Annotated in this window: 18 protein-coding genes and 1 pseudogene; 5 read left to right on the plus strand and 14 right to left on the minus strand. The window is 62.9% G+C overall.

Translation table 11 applies throughout. The features are described from left to right. The first annotated feature begins 2 nt into the window (after window positions 1–2). Window positions 3–794, plus strand: coding sequence for a 4-hydroxy-2-oxoheptanedioate aldolase (gene hpaI, locus ACQ5BM_RS09050; protein WP_429810220.1), 792 nt, complete (start codon window positions 3–5; stop codon window positions 792–794). Continuing rightward, window positions 781–1,464 carry a transporter substrate-binding domain-containing protein gene (locus ACQ5BM_RS09055; protein WP_429810222.1) on the plus strand — a complete coding sequence of 228 codons (684 nt, stop codon included), beginning with the start codon at window positions 781–783 and terminating at the stop codon, window positions 1,462–1,464. Before hpaI ends, ACQ5BM_RS09055 begins: the two co-directional genes overlap by 14 nt. Before the next feature lie 444 nt (window positions 1,465–1,908). Here ACQ5BM_RS09055 and betA read toward each other — a convergent pair whose 3' ends face one another. The 7 genes from betA to speB form a co-directional block, all read right to left on the minus strand. Then, on the minus strand, window positions 1,909–3,594 hold the full coding sequence (gene betA, locus ACQ5BM_RS09060; protein WP_429810224.1) for a choline dehydrogenase: 1,686 nt from the start codon (window positions 3,592–3,594) through the stop codon (window positions 1,909–1,911). 17 nt (window positions 3,595–3,611) lie between these two features. Then, window positions 3,612–5,075 (minus strand): purine-cytosine permease family protein, encoded by a 1,464-nt coding sequence (locus ACQ5BM_RS09065; RefSeq protein ID WP_429810226.1) that lies wholly within the window; start codon window positions 5,073–5,075, stop codon window positions 3,612–3,614. Window position 5,076: 1 nt separating this feature from the next. Then, complete coding sequence (locus tag ACQ5BM_RS09070; protein WP_429810228.1) at window positions 5,077–5,247, minus strand: hypothetical protein; 171 nt, start codon at window positions 5,245–5,247, stop codon at window positions 5,077–5,079. A gap of 103 nt (window positions 5,248–5,350) precedes the next feature. Then, window positions 5,351–6,241: a polysaccharide deacetylase family protein gene (locus tag ACQ5BM_RS09075; RefSeq protein WP_429810230.1), complete on the minus strand. Its 891-nt coding sequence runs from the start codon at window positions 6,239–6,241 to the stop codon at window positions 5,351–5,353. Continuing rightward, window positions 6,238–6,975 carry an SDR family NAD(P)-dependent oxidoreductase gene (locus ACQ5BM_RS09080; protein WP_429810232.1) on the minus strand — a complete coding sequence of 246 codons (738 nt, stop codon included), beginning with the start codon at window positions 6,973–6,975 and terminating at the stop codon, window positions 6,238–6,240. The genes ACQ5BM_RS09075 and ACQ5BM_RS09080 overlap by 4 nt, the downstream gene beginning before the upstream one ends. Beyond that, window positions 6,972–7,754 (minus strand): SDR family NAD(P)-dependent oxidoreductase, encoded by a 783-nt coding sequence (locus tag ACQ5BM_RS09085; protein WP_429810233.1) that lies wholly within the window; start codon window positions 7,752–7,754, stop codon window positions 6,972–6,974. The genes ACQ5BM_RS09080 and ACQ5BM_RS09085 overlap by 4 nt, the downstream gene beginning before the upstream one ends. Window positions 7,755–7,758: 4 nt before the next feature. Next, complete coding sequence (speB, locus tag ACQ5BM_RS09090) at window positions 7,759–8,730, minus strand: agmatinase (RefSeq protein WP_429810235.1); 972 nt, start codon at window positions 8,728–8,730, stop codon at window positions 7,759–7,761. Between the two features lie 90 nt (window positions 8,731–8,820). Here speB and ACQ5BM_RS09095 point away from each other — a divergent pair, with 90 nt between their 5' ends. After that, entirely contained in the window at window positions 8,821–9,753 is a 933-nt protein-coding gene (locus tag ACQ5BM_RS09095) for a LysR family transcriptional regulator (RefSeq protein ID WP_429810237.1), read from the plus strand. Window positions 9,754–9,759: 6 nt separating this feature from the next. Next, window positions 9,760–9,969 (plus strand): annotated as a pseudogene (locus tag ACQ5BM_RS09100) (helix-turn-helix domain-containing protein); the annotation flags it as partial. 72 nt (window positions 9,970–10,041) lie between these two features. Here ACQ5BM_RS09100 and ACQ5BM_RS09105 read toward each other — a convergent pair. The 7 genes from ACQ5BM_RS09105 to ACQ5BM_RS09135 form a co-directional block, all read right to left on the minus strand. Further along, on the minus strand, window positions 10,042–12,051 hold the full coding sequence (locus ACQ5BM_RS09105; protein WP_429810520.1) for a putative 2-aminoethylphosphonate ABC transporter permease subunit: 2,010 nt from the start codon (window positions 12,049–12,051) through the stop codon (window positions 10,042–10,044). 8 nt (window positions 12,052–12,059) lie between these two features. Beyond that, complete coding sequence (locus tag ACQ5BM_RS09110) at window positions 12,060–13,229, minus strand: putative 2-aminoethylphosphonate ABC transporter ATP-binding protein (RefSeq protein ID WP_429810239.1); 1,170 nt, start codon at window positions 13,227–13,229, stop codon at window positions 12,060–12,062. 82 nt (window positions 13,230–13,311) lie between these two features. Then, window positions 13,312–14,334 carry a putative 2-aminoethylphosphonate ABC transporter substrate-binding protein gene (locus ACQ5BM_RS09115; RefSeq protein ID WP_429810240.1) on the minus strand — a complete coding sequence of 341 codons (1,023 nt, stop codon included), beginning with the start codon at window positions 14,332–14,334 and terminating at the stop codon, window positions 13,312–13,314. A gap of 363 nt (window positions 14,335–14,697) precedes the next feature. Continuing rightward, window positions 14,698–16,152 carry a phosphonoacetaldehyde dehydrogenase gene (gene phnY / locus ACQ5BM_RS09120; protein WP_429810241.1) on the minus strand — a complete coding sequence of 485 codons (1,455 nt, stop codon included), beginning with the start codon at window positions 16,150–16,152 and terminating at the stop codon, window positions 14,698–14,700. Window positions 16,153–16,162: 10 nt separating this feature from the next. Then, window positions 16,163–17,425 carry a phosphonoacetate hydrolase gene (phnA, locus tag ACQ5BM_RS09125; protein WP_429810243.1) on the minus strand — a complete coding sequence of 421 codons (1,263 nt, stop codon included), beginning with the start codon at window positions 17,423–17,425 and terminating at the stop codon, window positions 16,163–16,165. 17 nt (window positions 17,426–17,442) lie between these two features. Further along, complete coding sequence (locus ACQ5BM_RS09130; RefSeq protein ID WP_429810245.1) at window positions 17,443–18,645, minus strand: 2-aminoethylphosphonate--pyruvate transaminase; 1,203 nt, start codon at window positions 18,643–18,645, stop codon at window positions 17,443–17,445. Between the two features lie 102 nt (window positions 18,646–18,747). Further along, window positions 18,748–20,400, minus strand: coding sequence for a Na/Pi cotransporter family protein (locus ACQ5BM_RS09135; protein WP_429810247.1), 1,653 nt, complete (start codon window positions 20,398–20,400; stop codon window positions 18,748–18,750). 117 nt (window positions 20,401–20,517) lie between these two features. Between ACQ5BM_RS09135 and ACQ5BM_RS09140 the strand changes: the two genes are divergently transcribed. Beyond that, window positions 20,518–21,393 (plus strand): LysR substrate-binding domain-containing protein, encoded by an 876-nt coding sequence (locus tag ACQ5BM_RS09140; RefSeq protein ID WP_429810249.1) that lies wholly within the window; start codon window positions 20,518–20,520, stop codon window positions 21,391–21,393. Window positions 21,394–21,523: the final 130 nt, after the last annotated feature.

The following is a 21,523-nucleotide window of genomic DNA, read 5'->3' on the forward strand; positions in this document are numbered from 1 at the left end:
AGATGGAACATCCTGTCAATCGGTTCAAGCAGAAGCTTCTTTCTGGTCAAAGTCAGATCGGCCTGTGGTGTGGCTTGCCGGGAAACTACGCCGCGGAAATCGTTGCACCTTCAGGTTTCGACTGGCTCCTGTTCGATACGGAGCATTCTCCCGGTGACGTTCTGACCGTCCTGCCACAATTGCAGGCGGTCGCACCATATGACGTTTCCCCGGTCGTCCGCCCGGCCATCAACGACCCCGTTCTCATCAAGCGGTTCCTGGATATTGGCGTTCAGACGCTGCTCATTCCCTACGTTCAGAACGCGGAAGAGGCGAAAGCCGCAGTCGCGGCGGTGCGATATCCTCCGGAGGGAATTCGTGGCGTTTCTGCCCTGACGCGCGCCACGCGTTTCGGCCGAGTTGCGAACTATGCGCAAAATGCGGAACGGGAAATTTGCCTGTTGCTGCAAGTTGAGACGCGGGAAGCGCTTGCCAACCTCGAGCAGATTGCGTCGGTAGAGGGAGTGGACGGCGTATTCGTAGGTCCGGCAGACCTGGCAGCGAGTTTCGGACACAGGGGCCAACCGAGCCACCCGGAGGTGGTCGATGCCATTGTCGACGCGATTGAACGCCTGAAAGCGTTGGGCAAGCCTGCGGGCATTCTTACCCCGGATGAGAAGTTCGCGGCACGATGCATCTCGCTGGGAACGCTATTTACTGCCGTTGGTGTCGATGTCGCTGTTCTGGCAAGGGGTTCGGAAGCACTCGCGGCACGATTTGCATCGCAAGGAGCGCATCGCGATGCCGCAACGTGACGAACTCCTCACCGAAATCGCACCGACGGGAGTGATCAGAGCGGCGGTCAACATGTCGAATGCCGCGCTTGTCCAACTCGATCCGGTGACAGGCTCTCTGACAGGGCCGAGCGCGCAGATCGCGATCGAACTTGCGGCAGAACTCGGCTGCGGTTTGTCACTGGTTCAATACGGATCGGCCGCTGACATTCTTGCGGCTGCCGAAGGCAACGAGTGGGACGTTGCGTTCATTGCTTCCGATCCATCACGTGCCGACAGGTTCTCCTTCTCGCCTCCCTATACCACGGTAACCGCCAGCTTTCTGGTGTCAGACAGTAGCCCGCTTGGCAGCGCGGAGCATGTTGACGTCGAAGGGGTGCGCATTGCCGCCGCCAGAACCGCTGCGTATACAAAACAGCTTGAGCGACAGGTTAGAAACGCAATTGTCCTCCATACCGAAAATCCCGCCGCCGCCCTGGACATGCTTGTATCCTCCCGGTGCGATGCGGCCGCGGGCTTGACGGAGTCCCTGTCACGTTTCTGCGAAGAGACTCCAGGTTTCCGCGTGGTTGAGGGGACATTCTCGGAAGTGCCTCAGGCGATCGCTGTGCATCGGAGGTGTGTTCACGCTTCAACCTTCCTGTCGGACTTCATCCAACACCATTGCCGTGCGGGTAAACCGAGCAACTGAAGCGTGGCGGGACATGCGAGGGAGCGAGGTCGAGGGGACGCGACACGTTTACGACCATTCGGCGTCCTGCCGACCGCGTGGATGTACCCCGCGCGTCGGCCACGCCCCGCCGCACCGCGAGAATGGCCCAGATCGGCGCTCCCCCCAGCACCATGACCGCCGGGAAAACTGCGAGCGCGATCGCGCCCGACCGGGTGAGCGCGTTGTCCCCGAGGTCGAACGGGCTCATTCCCGGCTGTGCCGGCGTTCCGGCGGATCGGATGAGAGCTCTTCTTCGGCTGGCCGAGGCGATCGCCCGAAAGGAAGGCCACATCGAAAGATCAGGCGGTTGAGGAGCCTCTCGACCGCCAAAGCCCATCCGTTCGGCTCCTCCGGATCGCCCCGAGCTCGCCGAGCCACCACGTAACCGATACCCCGCAACATGCCGCACCGCCTTCTCTAACGTCATTGTCGGATGGCGCGCAGCGGCTTGCCACTGCGCTGCGTTACGCCGACACCCGGCGCCACACCGACTTCGGCATTGGAGGCCGCGAGCAGCGGCTTTCCGCGCACCATGTCGGAGGCCCGCTCCGCCAGCATGATCGTCGGCGCGTTGAGATTGGCGTTCGGCTCGGACGGAAAGACGGAACTGTCGATGACCCGCAAACCTTCGATGCCACGCACCTTAAGATCGCTATCGACGACCGCCATCCCATCCTCGCCCATCCGGCAGGAACCGCAGGGGTGATAGGTGCTCTCCATGGTCTCACGCACCCAGGCGTCGATCTCGTCATTCGTGCGAACATTCGCCCCTGGGGCGATCTCCTCGCCCCGGAAACGGTCGAAGGCCGGCTGGGCGATGATCTCGCGCGTCAGCCGCAGGCAGCGGCGGAACCCTTCGCGGTCCTCTTCGCGGTCGAGATAGTTGAAAAGGATGTCCGGCTGCTCATGGGCTTCTGGCGAACGCAGGCGGACATAGCCCCGGCTCTTGGGCTTGTTCGGCCCGGTCAGCACCATGAAGCCATGGCCGTCGAGCGGCTTCTTGCCGTCGTAGCGCATCGCCGCCGGCAGGAAGTGGAACTGAACATCAGGCCACTGAAGCGAGGCGTCGGAACGAATGAAGCCGCCGCTCTCGAAGTGGTTCGAGACCGAAAGCCCCTTCTTGAACAACAGCCATTCCGCCCCGATCAAGGCGCGGCTCAAGAGGTTCATCTTGCCATTGAGCGTGATCGGCTCCTTGCAGGCATATTGAATATAGACTTCGGAATGATCCTGCAGGTTCTCCCCGACACCCGGCAGATCGTGCAACACCGCGACGCCTGCCTGTTGCAGAACCGACGCGGGGCCAATGCCGGAGCGCTGCAACAGGTGGGGCGATCCGATCGGGCCGGAGGAAATGAGCACTTCGCGGTTCGCCCGCACAACAACGCGTTCGCCGCCAAGTTCGTATTCGACGCCAACGGCGCGCTTGCCTTCGAGCAGCACCCTTCGTGTCATGGCATGCGTGACCACGGTGAGGTTCGGCCGGTCCATCGCGGGCTTCAGATAAGCATTGGCCGTCGACCAGCGCACGCCATTCTTCACGGTCATGTGCATCGGTCCGAAGCCTTCCTGCATATGTCCATTCGGATCGTCGGTGGCGATGTAGCCCGCCTCGCGGCCGGCATCGACGAAGGCACGGTAGAGCGGGTTTTTCATCTTGTTGCCGGCATTGGTCGCAAGCGGCCCGGAGGCGCCGCGATAGCTGTCGCCGCCGTCCTGCCAGCTTTCGGCCCGCTGGAAATAGGGCAGGCAATTGGCGTAGCGCCAGCCGCGCGCGCCCAGTTCCTCCCACTCGTCGAAGTCCCGAGCATGGCCACGCATGTAGACGAGCCCGTTGATCGAGGACGAGCCGCCGATCACCTTGCCGCGCGGACAATGCACCCGGCGGCCGTCGAGGCCGGGTTCGGGCAGGGTCATGTATTTCCAGTTGTACTTCGTTCCGTTCATCGGAATGGATAGGGCCGTCGGCATCTGGATGAAGATCGACTTGTCGCTGCCGCCGAATTCAAGCACGAGTACCCTGGCCGACGGATCCTCCGACAGGCGGTTGGCGAGCACGCAGCCGGCCGACCCTGCGCCGATGATGATGTAATCGTATGTGTCGCTCATGGCGGTGATCTCCGGTGTTACGGGTATTGGCCCCAGCCGCGGCCGCGGGCGAAGAGCCGGGTCAGCACGTAGTGCACGGCGCCTGCGGCAAGACAGGACGGCACGGAGGCGGTCAGGTATTTGAAGGCCGGCAGGCTCGCGAGCGTCTGCGGGTTGAAGACGGCGACATAGACGAGGAAGCCGACGGCAAGAGCGAAGAGCCCGATGGGATTGAAGCCAGCGCAGAAGCGGTAGGGTCCGTTTTCCTGTGGGCCGTGCAGGCTGCGCATGTCGAGCTTCTGGCCACGCAGGAAGAAATAATCGGCGATGCCGATGCCGGCGAGTGCGGAATTCAGCGCCGAGGTCCACACCAAAAAGATGAAGAAGCCGTCGTACATCTGCGGGTAGAAGATCACGAGCCCGAACGGGATGAGGCAGAAGAGAAACAGGATCGTGCCCCAGGAAATCGCGCGCACCGACGCCGTGCCGACCTGCCTGAGGCCGACAATGGACGTGTAGAGGATGTTCGCCATCGAGGTCATGTTGGCGAAGGCGACAAAGAGCAGCGCCACAATGCCGATCATCGGGCCGGCGATCTTCGTCATCCAGATGGTCGGATCGCTTTCACCGAGCGCAACCGCCGCAAGCAGGCCGACGATCTCGCCAAGTGCTGCCGCACCAAAGATGCCGAGAATATTTGGCCAGAAGGCGGTGCGCTCGTTCTTCGTCAGCCGCGCCAGATTGCCGATATAGGGCCACCAGGAGAAGCCGGCGGCGAGATTGACCTCGACCGCGACGACGAAGTTCAGCGTCTTGTCCTCGAAGGGCGGCGCGAGCGCGGGAAGCGCCAGAAGCTCGCCGAACGAATGGTGGCTGAGGATGAGATAGAGCATCACCACCATCAACAGCACCAGCGCCGGCGACACGACCATATTGAAGAACTTGATCGAGGTCGGCCCCTTGGCGACGATGAACCAGGTGAGAAGGATGGCGCCGATGGCGGCGACGATCATCTTGGTGCCGGTCGGGTTGGCCGCTTCGTTGGCGCTGAGCGCCATCAGGCCGTCGATCGAGCGGCCGAACATCATGGCAAGGACCGCAAGCCAGCCCATGGTCAGCACGACCACGGCAAGCACATAGACGACACGGCTGCCGTTGTAGCCGAACTGGCTGCGCAATGCGACGAATTGCTCGACACCGTAGCGACCCGACATGGTTGTCGTGGCGAGCGCGGTCAGAACGACGCCGACGATGTTGCCGATGACAATGGCGGCGATGCCCTCCTTAGGCCCAACGAAAAGACCGACGGAGCCACCGATCAGAAAGGCCCAGGTGGCAATTGCCAGCGCGGAGTTGGCGTAGGTGAATTCCCAAAAGCCCCAGAGCCTTTCGGATGGCAGCAGCGGCGCGTCACCGCGTTCGGCGGCGGCGCGGTTGCGCGCCGCGTCTGCCTGCTCGGTTTCGACGGACGCCAGCCGATCCAGTGCGACGTGATCGGTCATATCACGCCCCCCAAAGCCAGAAGCCGACGACCAGCACCAACGTCAGCACGGTCATGCCGGTGTAGTCGAGCTTGGTCATCGTGCCCTCGAAGCGGTCCCCAGCCTCGATGTCCTCATAGATGCGGGCGCGCCGCGACAGCTCGCTCTGCCAAGCGATATCGTTGTGTTCCATTGTCGTTCCCCTTTTCGCGTCGCGCCTTTTGGCGTCTTTCCCGCGAAGACAGTCGCGGCTCCATCAGCCGCCGATCTTCGGAAGCGGACGAACCCGCTTCCGGCTACCGAACCCGCACGGGGTCGGAATAGTAGGGCAGCCGGTCGATCCTCGGCGACCAGCTGCCGTTTTCGACAACGCGCCGCACATGGGCGGCGATCTCCTCCATCGGCGCGAACCAGACGTCGCCGCGTGTGAGAACCTGTTCGAGAAAGCGGTGCACCACCTCCCAGCGGGCCAGACGCCCGGTGGCAAAGGGATGCACGACCGGCACCCAGAGAGCGCCATGGCGATAGGCGGCCTCGAACTCTTGCGCGAAGGCGGCAAAGCCCTGTTCCGGGGCCCGGATCGGCATCATGTAGTCGAGGTCCATCGACTGGACGTATTGCGGCCAATCGTCGAGACCCCAGTGCGAGGGAAGTTCGACGAGGCGCCCGGCGTCACACTCGAGGAGGTAGGGAATATCGTCGCCCATCAGCGAGGCGTCATACTCAAAACCACGCGATACCAGGAGATCGGCAGAGCGATGGGAGAAATTGTAGAGCGGCGCTCGCCAGCCGCGCGGCCGCTTGCCGCTTGTTTTCAAGATCACTTCGATGCCACGATCGAGCCAGTAGGCCTCTTCGTCATCGGAAAGCTCTCGCGGGTGTTCGTGCAGGAAGCCGTGGTGAGCAAGCTCGTGACCGCCTTCGAGGATGCCCTCGATCGCGTGCGGGTATTGCTCGATGCACCAGGCAGGAACAAAGAACGTCTGTTTGATCCCAAGTTGCCGGTAGCTCTCGACGATGCGCGGGATCGCCACCTTCGGCCCGTATTGCAGCATCGAGATCGCCGAAACGCGGCTATGGCCATCCTCGGGATGGGCGATATGGACGAGGCTGTCGGCATCCATGTCAAAGGTAATAGAGGCGGCGCACTTGGCGCCATTCGGCCAGGGGATGGGATTGCGGATCATGGCATGACGCTCCCGCCGTTGCAGCCGATCCCCTGACCGGTGAAGTAGCGTCCTCCGGATCCGGCAAGGAACAGCGCAAGTTCACCGATCTCCTCCGGCTTGCCGAAGCGGGCAAGCGGGATCGCCAACTCCCTGGCACGCCATTCCGCGCTCATATGGGCGGCACCCAGCATCTCGGTGTCGATCGGGCCGGGGCAGATGGCGTTGACGAGGACGCGTGGCGCGAATTCCTTCGCCCAGGAACGCACCAGGCCGAGCACGCCATGCTTGGAAGCGACATAGGGCGAAAACGTCTCGCGGCCGTAATAGGCCATGTCGGAGGCGATCATGATCAGCCGGGCCGGTGCCTCGGCCGTTCCGTTCATCAGCCCCAGCGCCATTTTGCCGACGAGGAAGCTGCCGCGCAGGTTGACGGCAATTACCCGGTCGAAATCGCCAACCGGCGTTTCGAGCAGGGGCGCCTCGTGGATGATGCCGGCGCAGTGGACGACGACATCCAGCGCACCGAAGGTCTGCCGCACCGCCTCGCCAACGGTGGCGACGGCGCCTTCGTCAGACACGTCGCAGGCGAGCGTGACCGCCTCGGCCGCCCCTGCCCGTGCGGCCGCCGCCGCGGTCTCCTCGGGTTTGCGGATGTCGGCAAGCGCGACGCGCGCGCCGGAGGCGGCGAAAGCCAGCGCACAGGCAGCGCCGATACCGCGATAAGCGCCGGTGATGAGAACGCGGTGTGTCATGCCATCACCTCACCGCGGTCGAGCATCAGCGCCTGACCCGTCATATCCTTTGCGCCGTCGGAGGCGAGGAAGAGATAGGGAGCGGCCAGGTCTTCCGGCTCAAGCAGGCCCGGCAGAACCTGCGCGCCGACGATCTCGGCCAGGAGATCTTCTTCGCTGCGCCCGGTGCGCAACGACATGTTCTTCAGCGACAACATTGCCGCCTCGGTGCGCACCCAGCCCGGGCAGACGGCGTTGACGCGGATCCCCCTGCCGGCGAGTTCCTTCGCCATCACGCGGGCAAAGCCGAGGTTGGCGTGCTTGGAGGCGATATAGGCCGAGAACTCCGGCACCGCGACCCGGCTCCAGATCGACGCGGTGACGACAATACGGCCGCCGTCGGCCATATGCGGCACCGCGTGGCGGGTGACGTAGAAGGTGCCGTTGGTGTTGATATCCGTGATGCGGCGGAACGTATCCTCGACGGCTTCACCTTCTTCGGTGAGCGGCGTGATGCGCTCCAGCCCGGCATTGTTGACGAGAACGTCGATCCGCCCGAGCGAAGCAAGTGTCGCCTTCACGGCGGCGCTGTCGGTGATATCGCATTCGAGCGCCGCGATCTTGCGGCCGAAACGCGCCGACATTTCGCGGGCTGCCGCATGGATGCCGGCGCCGGAGGAGAGGATCGTCACTTCGGCCCCGGCAGCGGCAAACCCCTCGGCCACTGCGCGGCCGATGCCGCGGCTCGCGCCGGTCACCAGCACGTGTTCGCCGGAAAAATCGTAACGGATGCGCCCCATGGTTTCAGTCCCTCTTCGCGTGCATAACGCGGCCAATGAGGTTCATCAGCACCTGCGCGGCGAGGATCGACGTGGAACCGGAATGATCGTAGTCCGGCGCAACCTCGACCAGGTCGATACCGACGATCGTGCCGCGCTTGGCAAGTGCCGCAAGGATCTCCAAGACTTCGTAGTAGATGAAGCCGCCATGCGACGGCGTGCCGGTGCCGGGCGCGATCGAGGGATCGAAGCCATCGATGTCGATGGTGACATAATAGCGGGCGCCGGCCGGTACACGCGCGGCGACAGCTTCCGTTCCCAATGCGCGAATCTGGCGCACCGAGAGTATGTCCGAGCCCATGGCGCGGGCATCCTCATACCCCTCCTTCGCTGTCGAGGAGACGTTGCGGATGCCGAGCTGCGAAAGCCCGCTGACATAGGATTTTTCCGCCGCCCGGCGCATGGGGTTGCCGTGGCCGTAACGAACCCCATGGCGCTCGTCGACGAAATCGAGATGGGCGTCGATCTGGACGATGTGGATCGGCCCGTTCCGGGCGCAGTCCTCGTCGAACGCATTGATGCAAGGAATGTTGACGGAATGGTCGCCGCCCAGCACCACCGGCAACGCGCCCGCGGCGAGGATCTTGCGCACGCCGAATTCGATATTGGCGTGGCTCTTCATCGTGTCGGTGTGCACGATGTCGGCGTCGCCGATATCGACGATCGAAACCTTGTCGCTCGGCAGGTAGGTGACGTCGTCTTCGTGGTCATAGGCGCCACCGTGGCCAAAGGAAAACAGCGTCGACGCCTCACGAATGGCGCGCGGTCCGAAACGGGTTCCGGCACGCCATTGCGTGCCGCAGTCGAACGGCGCACCCAGGATCGCGACGTCGGCGTTTATCGCGTCCCAATCCGGCTGATAGGGATATTTGCCGAAGGTGCAGATGCCGACGAAGGGCAGGTTCAGTCGTCCGGAATCGTAGGAATTGCTCGCCATGTGTCTCCTCCACAGGTGAAGGAGTGTGGGGAAGGACGATACCTTTAAAAATATCTATGATTGGATGTTTAGTTGTGACTTAATCAATGCATGATCAACAAGGTTCGTCACCGCGTTCTCAATCTGTCCCTCGGCGACGCGGAGCTCAGGCTGCTGCGCGTCTTTGCCTCCGTCGTCCAGTATGGCGGCTTCTCCTCCGCGCAAACCGCGCTTGGAATGACGCAGGCGACGATATCCACCCATATGCGCCATCTCGAGGATCGCCTAGGCTTGCGGCTCTGCAGCCGCGGGCGCAGCGGCTTCCTGCTGACGGACGAGGGGCGCCTCGTCTATGAGGCGACGCTGGAACTCTTCGGATCGCTGGAGAAGTTCCAAAGCCGGGTCGGCGAGGCGCAAGGCGAGCTGACCGGCAGTCTTGCCTTCGGCACCGTGGATGCGATGATCACCAACAGGGATCTCGATCTTCAGGGCGCTCTTGCCGCCTTCCATCGGCAGGCGCCACGCGTGCATCTCGAAATCGACGTCGCCGCGCCGCAACTCCTGCAGCAGGGACTGCTGAGTGGCGGCTATCAGATCGTGCTGATGCCATCGGTCGGCAGCGTGACGCCGCATTTCCGTACCCGACCGGTCTTTTCCGAGGTTCAGAAACTCTATTGCGCGCAAGGCCACCCGCTCTTCGGCGTGGCGGATACGGCAATCACGACGGAGCTGCTGGAAGCTCAGTCCTTCGCTGGCCGTACCTATATGCTGAACGAGACGATTTGCGGCGTGAACTTCCGCTGGGCGGCAGCCACGCCGCATATGGAGGGAACGCTGCTGCTTCTCCTCTCCGGCGCCTATATCGGATTCCTGCCCGATCATTATGCTGAGGAATGGGTGCGCAGCGGCCGCCTTCGGCTGCTGGCGCCAGAGCGCATGACCTTCGAGGATCTGTTCCACATCGCTCACCCGCGCAATAAACCGTCGCGCGCCGCGGAGACGCTGGCGCGCGCCATTGTCGACAGTGTGCGCACCCATCGTTGATGGTGACTGGAGCGCGCCCATCTCCTTTTGCTCACCTCGTCGCTTCCCGTCATCGAGATTGCCGTCGCCTGCGGCTTCTCCACCGCCTCGCATTTTTCCCGCACCTATCGGGAACGCTACGGCAGCACGCCGCAGCGCACGCGTAGCGCCGAAATGGAGCGGCTTCGTAAAGGTCGTGAGTTGAGGACAGTGAGGGAAGAGCTTCGGGTGGCATAAAGAGGCGCCGCGCGTGAGGCGCCTTCCTTCGGGATAAGGCCTTGCAGGGGACGGGCTGCCCGCCGCGATTGGCTATCGCCAAGCCTGCGTGCGGGCCAGCAGACTGCGGGCGATCAGCGCGTGAGCGAGCTTGGCAATAACATTCGTGTAGAAGATCATCATGCCCATGGCGGCGGCCGGGGCAATGTCGCCCGCATCGTCCATGTTCAGCACCGCAACCGAGGCGAGCTTGGTGTCCGTCGCATAGAGAAAGACCACCGCCGAGACCGTCGTCATCGCATTGACGAAGAGATAGATCGCAATGTTGAGGATTGCCGGAAGGCAGACCGGCACGGTCACGCGGAAGAACAGCCGATGGAACGGCTGCTTGAGGGAGGCGGCGACGGATTCGAATTCCGGGTCCATCTGCTTCAGCGCCGTCAGTGCGGTCAAATGCGCGACGGTATAGAAATGCGTCACCGTCGACACGACGAGGATCGTCATCGTGCCGTAGATCGGGTGCAGCGGATTGGCCGGGTTGTTGAAGAAGAAGATATAGGCAAGGCCGAGCACCATGCCGGGCACCGCCATCGGCATCATTGCCAGGAAATGAAAGAAGCCACGGCCGACGCGGAAGCCATCGGCCTTCTCGACCATATAGGCGCCGGCAAAGACGACGACCGAGCCGAAGAGCGCCGTCAACAGCGCGAGCCGGATCGAGTTGCCATAGGCTGCCCAGCCACCGCCGTCCATCAGGTCGAAGGCAAAGTTCTTGGTCGTCAGCGTCAGGTCATAGGGCCAGAACTTCACGATCGCCGCGATCTGGCACATGGCGATCATGCCGAGAATGAACAGGCTGACGAGGCAGGCGAAGGCGAAGCAGAGCCCATCCATACGCATGTTGGGCTTCGGCGAATAGGGTACCGCGCGCGCCGAGAGAAGCGCCACCTGCCGCTTCTGCATATGCCGATCGACGGCAAAGGCAAGCACGGCCGGCACGAGCAGGATGACGGAAACGACCGCGCCCATCTCGAAATTCTGCTGGCCGATCACCTGCTTGTAGATATCGACCGCAAGCATGCCGTATTGGCCGCCGATCACCTTGGGCAGGCCAAAATCCGTGATGACCAGCGTAAAGACGACGAAGGCCGCCGACACGATGCCATAGCGCGCGCCGGGCACGGTGACGGTGGTGAAGGTGCGCCACTTGCTGGCTTTGAGGGAAGCGGCCGCCTCGTAGTGACGGGCATCGGCGACGGAAAGCGCCGTCAGGATGATCAGGAAGGCGTGCGGCAGGGTGAAGAAGATCGAGCCGATGACGATGCCGATCGGCCCGTAGATCGAAAAGCCGAGCAGCCAATCCCTGAAGATGCCCTGATTGCCGAAGAGATAGACCAGCGCTATGCCCGGCAACAGCGACGGCACCAGGATCGGAATCGTCAGGATGCCGCGAAACAGGCCCTTCAGCGGCATGCAGCTACGCGTCAGCCCATAGGCGAGCGCAAAAGCGATCGAGACCGTGAACGCGGTGCTGATCGCTGCCATCAGCACCGAATTGTAGATCGACTGGGCAAGGGCCGGCGTCGAGAAATAGGTCGCGAAGTTCTCGAAGCCGAGGCTGCGCATGGGCCGCAGCACAACGCGCCGGAACGCGCCGGAATCGTATTCGCGCCATTCCGACCCCTTTTCCAGGGTGGAGCCGACGAGGAAGGCCGTATCATCCGTGGTGCCGCGAATGCGGTAGCGAACGGCACTGCGGAACTTGAACTCCGGAAAGAACTTCGTGGCGGCGAGCCGCCCATCGGAACTGCTGGAAAGCTCGCTGTCCGCCACTGCTTCGAGCGTCCGGTTGAGGTCCGCGGCACTGACGACCGGTCCCCAGTTCGCGCCCGTCTCGTCGCTCACCTGGAACTCGAAGGCCGCAAGGTCGAACCGGTGGGTGGACAGCGACTTCGACAGCATGACGAAGAGCGGCGCACCGAGCGCCACGATCAGGTAAAGCCCGATGACCGCCATGAAGCCGAGCTTGACGCGGTCGTCGCCGGAGGCCTCCTGCCGGAGCCGCTTGCCGATAACGGGAAGATGAGGCGCTTCGAGGACCATGTTCATCGTCAGGCACCCCTCGGATAGAGCAGCAGGCGTTCGCGCGGGATCTCCACCTGGATGGCGCCGCCCGTTTCGATCCTGAGGCGCCTGACGGCGTTGACGGAAAAATCGGCGACGAGCGTGCGCTCGCCGAGGCGCGGCGCCGTCAGGCGCGTGCGCCAGAACATGCCGAGGAATTCCATTTCCCGCACCTCCGCATCGATCAGGTTCTGCGGCGTTGCCGGCCGGTCGCTGGCGTTGGCGGCATGCGCATCGGCACCATGCGGGATAATGTCGACGGGACGCACGACGGCCGTCGCCGCATGACCAGCCGAAAAATCCTCGGTCGAGCAGCAGAAGGCCGAATGGCCGATCTCGACCTCACCGTCGCTTAGCACGCGCGCGGGAAACTGATTGGTCTCGCCGATGAAGTCGGCGACGAACAGTGTTTCGGGATGGCGATAGATTTCGGTGGGCGAGCCCACCTGTTCGATAACGCCGTGGTTCATGACGACGATCCGGTCCGCCATGGCGAGCGCCTCCTCCTGGTCGTGCGTGACCATGATGGTCGTCACGCCGAGTTTGCGCTGCAGTGCCTTGATCTCATGACGAAGGTGAACGCGGACCTTGGCGTCGAGCGCGGAGAGCGGCTCGTCGAGCAGCAGCAGCCCGGGCGAGATGGCGATCGCGCGGGCAAGCGCGATGCGTTGCTGCTGGCCACCGGAAAGTTGCGCCGGATACTTCTTGCCGTGGGCCGAAAGGCCGACCGTTTCCAGCAATTCAGCGACACGGGCCGCCACCCCCGCCTTCGATCGGCCGGTGTTTTCCAGGCCAAAGGCGATGTTCTGTTCGATCGTCAGGTTCGGGAAGAGCGCGTAGGACTGGAAGACGATGCCGTAGTCCCGGCTGGAGGCCGGCAGGGTCGAGATATTGCGCCCGTCCTGCAGGATGGTGCCCCGTGTCTGCAGATCGAGGCCGGCAATCGCCCTCAACAATGTCGTCTTGCCGCAGCCGGACGGTCCGAGGAAACAGATGAATTCGCCCCTCGCTATGCTGAGCGATATGTCGCGCAGCGCAACGAAATCGCCATAGGTCTTCCACAGATCCGAGATCTGCAGGTAGGGGGCCGGGGCCGCATCATCGTCAGGGCGCTGACGGCTGGTGGACATCGGTTCGATCGACAGGGCATGCCTCATCTGCAAGCTCCGCTGCTTGAGGTGACTTCGGGAGAATGCGGGGTGGGCGCAGCGCCAAGGCGCTACGCCCGGCCGATCAGGCTCAGCTCTTCGGTTCCGACTTGGCGTCGTAACGCTTCTGCCATTCCTTCAGGATCGCCGCGCGATGGTTGGCGGCCCATTCGAAGTCATTGTCGATCATCTTCGAGGCGATGTCGGACGGCAGGTGCTCGACCTGCTTGGCGACACCCGGATAGGCAACAACGGCGTAGCCGGCGTTGTACATCTCGTTGGCTTCCTTGGTGACCGACCAGTCGACGAGGGTCTTGGCGGCTTCGAGATTTGCCGTACCGGCGATGATCGCCGTCGCCTCAGCCTCCCAGCCCGACCCTTCCGAGGGGAAGATGATGTCGATTGGCGCGCCGGCGCTCTTGGCTTTGGCGCCCGGGAACTCGAAGGAAACACCGATCACCGCTTCGCCGGCGCCGGCCATCTTGCAAGGCTTGGAGCCGGAATGCGTATAGGCAGAGATGTTCTCGTGGAGCTTGTCCATGAAGCCCCACGCCTTCTCCTCGCCCCACATCTGCATCCAGCCCGAGACGTCGAGGAAACCGGTGCCAGACGAGGCCGGATTCGGCATCACGATGTGGCCCTTGTATTCCGGTTTTGTCAGATCGTCCCAGCTCGTCGGCGCCTTGAGACCGAGCTTTTCGCCCTCGACCGTGTTGTAGCAGAGTGCTGCGACATAGGCGTCCATGCCGACCCAGCTCGGCGGCGTATCCTTGTCGACGAATTTCTTGTCGAGGACCTCGGCACCTTTGGGCTGGTAAGGCTCCAGCATGCCTTCCGTTTTCAGCAGCAGCAGCGATGTGGCGGCTAGACCCCAGACGACATCGGCCTGCGGATTGTCCTTTTCCGCCAGCAGCTTGGCCGTCATGACGCCGGTGGAATCGCGCACCCAGTTGATCTTGATGTCCGGATGGGCCTTCTCGAAGGTTGCCTTGTAACGGTCGAGGTCCACGGCTTCGATCGCCGTGTAGACGGTCAGTTGGGTTTGAGCGGCAGCGATGGCAGGAAGCACGGCGGAAGCAGCGCCGGCAAGCATAAGGAGGATGCGTCTGTTCATGATTGAAGTTCTCCTCTGAAGTCCTGGAAAAACCGGGGAAGCGCGGCGGGCAATCTTGATGCTGCCCCTGTTGTGATCGGCTTCGGGAAACATTCTGCGCAGCGGCTTCCGGTAAGTAAAATTTATTATTCTTATCGTTCAGTAGATAAAAACTATAGATTGCTTGCCGCAAAACCAGGCATATCGACAGGCAAACGGGCAGATCTTCGGCAACCCTCAATAGAACTTTGGAAAGACTGCAAATTCCCGAGGCAGATCTACGATTGCGCCCGGATCAGGCTGCCGAGCGACCCGACGGCGCAACAAAAAAGGGAGCCGCCGCGGCAGCTCCCAGAAGGGTGATTGCGCGGGGAAACGCTCAGATCACCATGGCAGGGAGAAGGTCTTGACGTTGGTAAAGCTCTTCATCGCCTCGATGACGCCTTCCTTGTAGCCGTTGCCCGAATCCTTGATGCCGCCGAAGGGGCTCATCTCGATGCGATAACCCGGCACCTCCCATATGTTGACCGTGCCGACCTTCAGCCCGGCGATGTATTTCTGCATGCGCCGGAAGTCGTTGGTGCAGACGCCTGAGGAAAGACCGAAGGCCGTCGAATTCGATAGCGCGATCAGCGCGTCGTCGTCATCGGGCGCGCGCACGATCGGGATAATCGGCGCGAAAGTTTCTTCCATCACCAGTTCGCTCGAGTGCGCGACCCGGTCGACCACGATCGGCGGCAGCAGGGCGCCCTGCCGGCCGGGGTTGTAGAGGATCTCCGCTCCCTCTTCCGCCGCCTGGTGCACGCGCCGCTCGAAGATTTCCGCCGCGCGCGCATGCACGACCGTGCCGAGCTCCGTCGCGCGGTCCATCGGATCGCCGAACTTGAGCTTCTTCGCCCGCTCCAGCACCAGCGGCACGAAGCGGTCGGCGACACTCTCCTGGCAGAGAATGCGCTTCACCGCCGTGCAACGCTGGCCGGAGTTCTTCGTCGCGCCGGCGACGGCGAGATCCGCTGCTTTGGCGAGATCGGCGTCCGACAGATCGTTGAGGATGATCAGCGGGTCGTTGCCGCCCAGTTCCAGCACCTGCCGCTTGTAATGCGCGTGCGCCGCGATCAGCTTTCCGACCGGCACGCTGCCGGTAAAGGTGATCAGGTCGAAGTTCGGGTTGGTGATCATTTCCATGCCGATATCGGTCGGCCAGCCGGTCACCACAGAGAGCATCTCCGGCGGCAGGCCGGCTTCATAGAGAATGTCGGCGAAGACGAGCGCCGTCATCGGTGTCAGTTCGGTCGGTTTCAACACCACGCAATTGTTTGTCGCAACCGCCGGCGCCACCTTGTGTGCCACCATGTTGAGCGGGTGATTGAAGGGTGTGATCGCCGAAATGGCGGTCAGCGGTTCGCGGGTGGTGAAGATCTTGCGCGCCTTGCCGTGCGGGGTGAGGTCGCAGGAGAAGATTTCGCCGTCGTCATGGATGCACATCTGTCCGGACAGCGTCAGCACGTCGAAGGCACGGCCGACCTCGTAAAGCGAATCCTGCTTCGAAATGCCGAGCTCCAGCGTAATCAGATCGGAGATCTCCTCCTTGCGTGCGACCAGCAGCTCCGCCGCCCTCAACAGGATGCGCTGACGCTCGTAGCGCGTCAGCTTCGGCTGGTAGGCGGCCGCGATCTCGAAGGCCTTGCGGGCGTGCTCGGCGTTGCCCGCCGGCACGGTGCCGATCACGGCATCGTTCCAGGGATAACGTACCTCGATGCGCCCCTCGGTATCGACCGCCTTGCCGGCGATCCGCATCGGCTCGTGACGAATTGCGAATGTCGTTTCCACCTTGGTCATCGCGTCCTCCCTAATGTGCGGCTTGCGCGGCTGCGACGAGCGCATAGTAGAAGGCGTCGAAATTGCGCAACGTGCCGGCCGCCGAAAGTTCGGGCAGCTTGCGGTTGGCGATGAAGGGGACCTGCTGCTCGGTCAGGCCACCGTGCGAGCGCAGCGGCTCGTTCAGCGCGGCAAGGTCGTGACGGTGCTCGCTGGTGCCGAGCGTCTTGTTTTCGGTCGAGATCAGCACGAGATCGCCGATGCGGTCATCGGGCAGTTCGAAGCGCACGCAGGCTTCCGAACGGGAGAGCACGATGTCGATGCCGTCGATCGCCTGCAGGCGCTCGATGATCTCCTCCTTGTCCGTCCCTTCAGGCAGATAGGCGGTCGCAAAGGAGCCGAGCGCCCCGTGATGGACGACATAGGGGTCAGTGATCGGCAGGATCACGCGCGCTGCGTCCTTGCCGAGCCATTCGTCGAGCAGGTCCTGAACGTAGACGACATCCGGCGAACCATCGGCCTTGTGCTTCGGCTTCATGCCGTGGTCGGCGGTGACGATGATCGCCGCCCCCAGCGCGTCGAGTTCAGTCAGGTACTTGTCGAACATCTCATAGAAGGCGTTCGCTTCGGGTACGCCAGGAGCATATTTGTGCTGCACGTAGTCGGTCGTCGTCAGGTACATGACATCCGGGCGGAACTCCTTCAGCAGCTTGACGCCAGCGGCGAAGACGAACTCGGAAAGATCCGCCGAATAGACTTCCGGCACCGGCCGGCCGAGCCAGGCCGAAGCATTGTCGAGGCCGTTTTCCGCCCTGATCGTCTTATCGGATTTTTCCGACGAGAAGCAGATCGCCCTGCCCTCGTCGAACTTGAGACCATGGCCGAGAAGCGCCCGCAGCTTGTCCTTCGCCGTCACGACCGCGACCTTTGCACCGGCATCGTAGAACGCCTTGAAGATGGTCGGCGCGCGCAGGAAGCGCGGGTCGTTCATCATCACTTCCTTGCCGGTCTGCGGTTCGAAGAGATAGTTGCCGCAGATGCCGTGGATTGCCGGCGGCCGGCCGGTGGCGATGGACAGGTTGTTGGGGTTGGTGAAGCTCGGGATGACGCTGAGCGCGGTGCGCTCCGTTCCGGTCTTGCGGATGCGCTCGAGCGTCGGCATCAGCCCGGCCTTGATGGCTTGGTCGAGATAGGCCGGTTCGCAGCCGTCGAGGCAGATGGCGATGGCCGGGACATTCGGCCAGGGATAGGTGCGGCGGTTGGCGGTGACGGTGATCTTGGACATCTGGTTCATGGGAGTTTCCTCTGTGTTCAGGCAGCGAGGCGGCGGCGTTCCTCAAGGGCAACGGCCGGCGGGGCGGCGCTGTCGACGCCCATTTCGATCAGGGATTCGCGGGCAGCCGCGACCACGCGGCGCATGACATGCTCGTCCATGCGGCCGATGCAGCCGACACGGAAGCTGTCGACGACGGTCAACTTGCCCGGATAGATGATGAAACCCTTCTCCTTCATCAGGTCGTAGAAGCGATCGAAGGCGAAGGCCGGATGGGCCGGGCTGAAGAAGGTGACGATGATCGGCGACAGCCACTGGTCGGCAAGCAGCGTCTCGAACCCGGCCTCGCGCATGCCGGCGACCATGACGTCGCGGTTGCGGGCATAGCGCGCTCCGCGGCCGGCGACGCCTCCCTCGTCCCGGTGCAGCCGCAAGGCTTCCAGGAAAGCCGCGACCACATGGGTCGGCGGCGTGAAGCGCCACTGGCCGGTCTTGTTCATGTATTCCCATTGGGCATGCACATCGAGGCTCAGCGAATGGCTGCGGCCCTTGGCGGCCTCCAGCTCGCTCTTGCGGGCGATGACGAAGCCGAAGCCGGGCACACCCTCGATGCATTTATTGGCGGAGGAAACGATCGCCTCGTAACGGAAGTCGTTGACACCGGCCGGCACGGCGCCGAAGGCGCTCATGGAATCGACGAGCAGCTTGCGGCCGCGGGAGTAGACGGTGTCGGAGATCTCCTTCAGGGGATTGAGGATGCCCGAGCTGGTCTCGCAATGGACGACGACGACATGGGTGATCGCCGGATCGCCATCAAGCGCCGCGGCGACTTCGGGACCACGGGGCGGCATGTAGTCGCCCTTGTCGATCGTCACGTGATCGCGGCCGAGATAGGAAAGCGTCTGGGCGATGCGCTTGCCATAGGCGCCGTTCATCAGCACCAGCACCTTGCCGTCCTTCGGAACGAAACTGCCGAGCATCGCCTCGACCGAGAACGAGCCGCTGCCCTGCATCGGCACGCAATCGAACGCGCCCTTAGTATCGCCGGCAATCTCAAGCAACTCGCCGCGAAGTCTGGCGGTCATCGCGCGGAAGTCGCCGTCCCAGGACCCCCAATCCTTCAGCATCGCTTCCTTGACTTCATAGGCCGTGGTCAGTGGGCCGGGCGTCAGGAGATAGGGCTCGCCGAGTCTCGGCTTTTCCAGGGGCGCGATGGTTCTGTCAGAAGCGGTGTTTGGCATGGTCCGTCCTCGCAGTTGGCGTGTTCGAGAAAGACAATGCGGCGGAAACATATATCTGTAAAATCGTTCTTTTGTATCAATCTATAGATCAAGCTTATATATCTAGGCTGCGGGAACCAGACGGCTTTCGAGCAGGTCTCCGCTTTCGCGCAGACGCGGATAGGCCATGGTCGTGACCAGTGAATTGACCTCCTTCAGCGCCCGCACGATCTCCAGATGCATGTCGCTCGACAGGATGCTCGCCGCCACGCCCTGGCGAAGCCGCTCCAGATGGCTCTTGCTGCTCTCCTCGACCAGGCGGCGGACATGTTCCTTTTGCCGGACCATCTCGCGGGCGATTACCGGGTCGGGCGAGACGAGAAGATTGGCCGCGAGCCTGACATTGGAAGATACGGCCGTGTGCAGCAGGGTGAGCTCGCGCCACCCCGCCTGCGAGAAGGTGCCCGCGCCCTCCAGCCGCTCCTCTGCCATTTGCAGAAGGTTCTTCGCGACGACGTCGCCGGCATATTCGAGATGGATCGCCGCCTCCGTGAGCTCGATGCCGCGCCGGGATTGGTCTTCGGTGAGCACACCGCGGTTGACGGCGGCGATGTAGAGCTTGATCTCGCTATGCGCCCGGTGGACGTCGGCGTCGATGCCGCGCAGCGTCTTGACCGCCTCCGGCGTTGGCGATCGAATGACCGTCATGACCGGCTCAAGCATTCGCGCAATGAGATTGCCCATGTGCAGCACTTCGCGCGCCGCGGCCGCAAGCGCCTGCGCCGGCTTGTCGATCAGTGTGGGTTCAAGCGCGCTGACATGGACCGAATTGTCGCCAGCACCGGCGGCGTCCGGCATGAGCAACTGAACGAGCCGCGCCATCGGGGCGCAGGAAACCACCCCGACGAGAACGAGGGCGGCGTTGAAGAGAACGTGCAAATTGACGAGTTGGCCGGCGGCCGTCTCACCCGGAAGCCAGGCGAAAGGGACATGCAACGAAAACAGGCCGAAGATGGTTGCGCCGAACAGGGCGCGAAAGAGGAGGTTGCCGAGCGGCAGGCGACGGCCCTCGACCGTCAGACCGCGCGTCAGCCACAGCGCGATCAACCCGCCGCCAATGTTGACGCCCAAAACCAAGGGAATGCCGACCTCGATGGGCACGATGCCTTTCGCGGCAAAGGTCAGGATCAGCAGGATCGCCGCCACGCTGGAATGCAGTGCCCAGGTAAAAAGCGCCGCAAGGATCATCACCGTCAGCGCGTCCCTGCCGATGAACGCGACGATGGAGGGCAGCAGCGGGCTTTGCGTAAGCGGCTGTGTCGCATGGCCGATCATCTGCAGCGACAGCAGCAGGAGGCCGATGCCAAGCATGGCGCGTCCGCCTTCAACAGCCTTGCGCGCCGAAGCCTTCAGATGCATGAGCCCGCCCACCGCAATCAGGAGCGGCGCCAGCCAATGGAGATCGAAGGATAGGATCTTGACGACGAGCGCCGAACCGAGATCGGCGCCAAGCAGCACCGCCAGGCCGGTATCAAGAGCCAGCGCGCCGCTGACGGCGAAGCCGGCGGCAAGCATCGCGACGGCCGTCGAGCTCTGCAGGGCAATGGCAACGGCGCAGCCACAGGCGGCGGCGCGCGGCCGCCCGCCAGCGCCGCCGACGGTGCGCGCGACGATGTCGCCCGCCGCCGCTTCAACGCCTTTCTTCACGAGACTGACGGCGTAGAGCAACAGGACGGTTGCGGCGGCGAGTTCGAGGGCGACAGCCGGCAGGTTCATGGGCGTGTTCCGGAAAGAGGAGCAATCCGAAAACTATCCTTTGCGACTTTACATAAATCAAATCGTTCGTTCTAACAAATCCATAGGTCAAATCTATCCTGAAGAGGGTCCGCACGCATGCGCTATGTCCAGCTTCGCGCCTTCCACAATGTGGCAATCCATGGCGGCTTCTCGCGCGCTGCGGAAGCGCTATTCCTCACACAGCCGGCCGTTTCGGACCAGGTACGCAAGCTCGAGGAAGAATACGACGTCCTGCTCTTCAACCGAAACAAGAAGCAGGTGACACTGACCCAGGCCGGCCAGCACCTCCTGGAAGTCACGCGCCGCATGTTCGACGTCGAGCAGCAGGCGCTGGACCTTCTTTCGGAATCGCGGGCGCTCAGGGCCGGAAAACTTCGGATCGTCGCCGATGCCGCTCACCACCTGCTGCATATCCTTGCCGCCTTCCGGCGCACCTACCCGACGGTGCAGGTCTCGATCGATTCCGGCAATACCGAGACGGTTATCACCAGCCTGCACGCCTATGAGGCGGATATCGGCGTTCTCGGCGAAATCCCGCAATCGAGCGACTTCGACATCCTGAAACTCAACTCCACGCCAATCATCGCCTTTGCCAGCTTCAACTACCCGCTGGACAACCGGAAAAAGATCACCTTCGCGGAGCTCGTGAAGCACCCGCTCGTCATGCGCGAGCAAGGCTCGAAAACCCGGCAAAAGCTGGAGGCCATGTCGGCACGATGCGGCGTGCAGCTCACGCCGCTGATCGAGGCCGAAGGCCGTGAGGCCGTGCGTGAGATCGTGGCGGCCGGCGGCGGCGTCGGTTTCGTCTCCTCCGCCGAGTTTGGCCAGGACGCCCGCCTCGTTCCCATCGAGATCGACGCGCCCGAGATGCTGATGGACGAAGCGCTGATCTGCCTGCGCGAGCGCAGCAACGGCAAGCTCGTCAGCGCCTTCTTCGACATTGCGCGCAAACTTGCAAACGCGCCCGCGTGAGCCGCCAGGGGATCATGACCCAACAACTCCGACGGATGGCTGAACCCTCGCCTGGGCTCGGGAGTATGCTCTCAGGCACTATAGCGCCGCGCTTCTTCTCGCACGCAAAGGTGTCGCTGTAGCGCTTTGA

The organism is Ensifer sp. B1-9 (assembly GCF_050474445.1).
Taxonomy (GTDB): Bacteria; Pseudomonadota; Alphaproteobacteria; order Rhizobiales; family Rhizobiaceae; genus Ensifer.

What these genes read in the sequence shown, in the direction of transcription:
- ACQ5BM_RS09110 (WP_429810239.1), bottom strand. Translation starts at nt 13,229, where the DNA reads ATGAGGCATGCCCTGTCGATCGAACCGATGTCCACCAGCCGTCAGCGC.
- ACQ5BM_RS09070 (WP_429810228.1), bottom strand. Translation starts at nt 5,247, where the DNA reads ATGGAACACAACGATATCGCTTGGCAGAGCGAGCTGTCGCGGCGCGCC.
- betA (WP_429810224.1), bottom strand. Translation starts at nt 3,594, where the DNA reads ATGAGCGACACATACGATTACATCATCATCGGCGCAGGGTCGGCCGGC.
- ACQ5BM_RS09075 (WP_429810230.1), bottom strand. Translation starts at nt 6,241, where the DNA reads ATGATCCGCAATCCCATCCCCTGGCCGAATGGCGCCAAGTGCGCCGCC.
- phnY (WP_429810241.1), bottom strand. Translation starts at nt 16,152, where the DNA reads ATGACCAAGGTGGAAACGACATTCGCAATTCGTCACGAGCCGATGCGG.
- ACQ5BM_RS09130 (WP_429810245.1), bottom strand. Translation starts at nt 18,645, where the DNA reads ATGCCAAACACCGCTTCTGACAGAACCATCGCGCCCCTGGAAAAGCCG.
- ACQ5BM_RS09080 (WP_429810232.1), bottom strand. Translation starts at nt 6,975, where the DNA reads ATGACACACCGCGTTCTCATCACCGGCGCTTATCGCGGTATCGGCGCT.
- ACQ5BM_RS09065 (WP_429810226.1), bottom strand. Translation starts at nt 5,075, where the DNA reads ATGACCGATCACGTCGCACTGGATCGGCTGGCGTCCGTCGAAACCGAG.
- ACQ5BM_RS09105 (WP_429810520.1), bottom strand. Translation starts at nt 12,051, where the DNA reads ATGGTCCTCGAAGCGCCTCATCTTCCCGTTATCGGCAAGCGGCTCCGG.
- ACQ5BM_RS09135 (WP_429810247.1), bottom strand. Translation starts at nt 20,400, where the DNA reads ATGAACCTGCCGGCTGTCGCCCTCGAACTCGCCGCCGCAACCGTCCTG.
- ACQ5BM_RS09095 (WP_429810237.1), top strand. Translation starts at nt 8,821, where the DNA reads ATGATCAACAAGGTTCGTCACCGCGTTCTCAATCTGTCCCTCGGCGAC.
- ACQ5BM_RS09115 (WP_429810240.1), bottom strand. Translation starts at nt 14,334, where the DNA reads ATGAACAGACGCATCCTCCTTATGCTTGCCGGCGCTGCTTCCGCCGTG.
- ACQ5BM_RS09085 (WP_429810233.1), bottom strand. Translation starts at nt 7,754, where the DNA reads ATGGGGCGCATCCGTTACGATTTTTCCGGCGAACACGTGCTGGTGACC.
- phnA (WP_429810243.1), bottom strand. Translation starts at nt 17,425, where the DNA reads ATGAACCAGATGTCCAAGATCACCGTCACCGCCAACCGCCGCACCTAT.
- ACQ5BM_RS09055 (WP_429810222.1), top strand. Translation starts at nt 781, where the DNA reads ATGCCGCAACGTGACGAACTCCTCACCGAAATCGCACCGACGGGAGTG.
- speB (WP_429810235.1), bottom strand. Translation starts at nt 8,730, where the DNA reads ATGGCGAGCAATTCCTACGATTCCGGACGACTGAACCTGCCCTTCGTC.
- ACQ5BM_RS09140 (WP_429810249.1), top strand. Translation starts at nt 20,518, where the DNA reads ATGCGCTATGTCCAGCTTCGCGCCTTCCACAATGTGGCAATCCATGGC.
- hpaI (WP_429810220.1), top strand. Translation starts at nt 3, where the DNA reads ATGGAACATCCTGTCAATCGGTTCAAGCAGAAGCTTCTTTCTGGTCAA.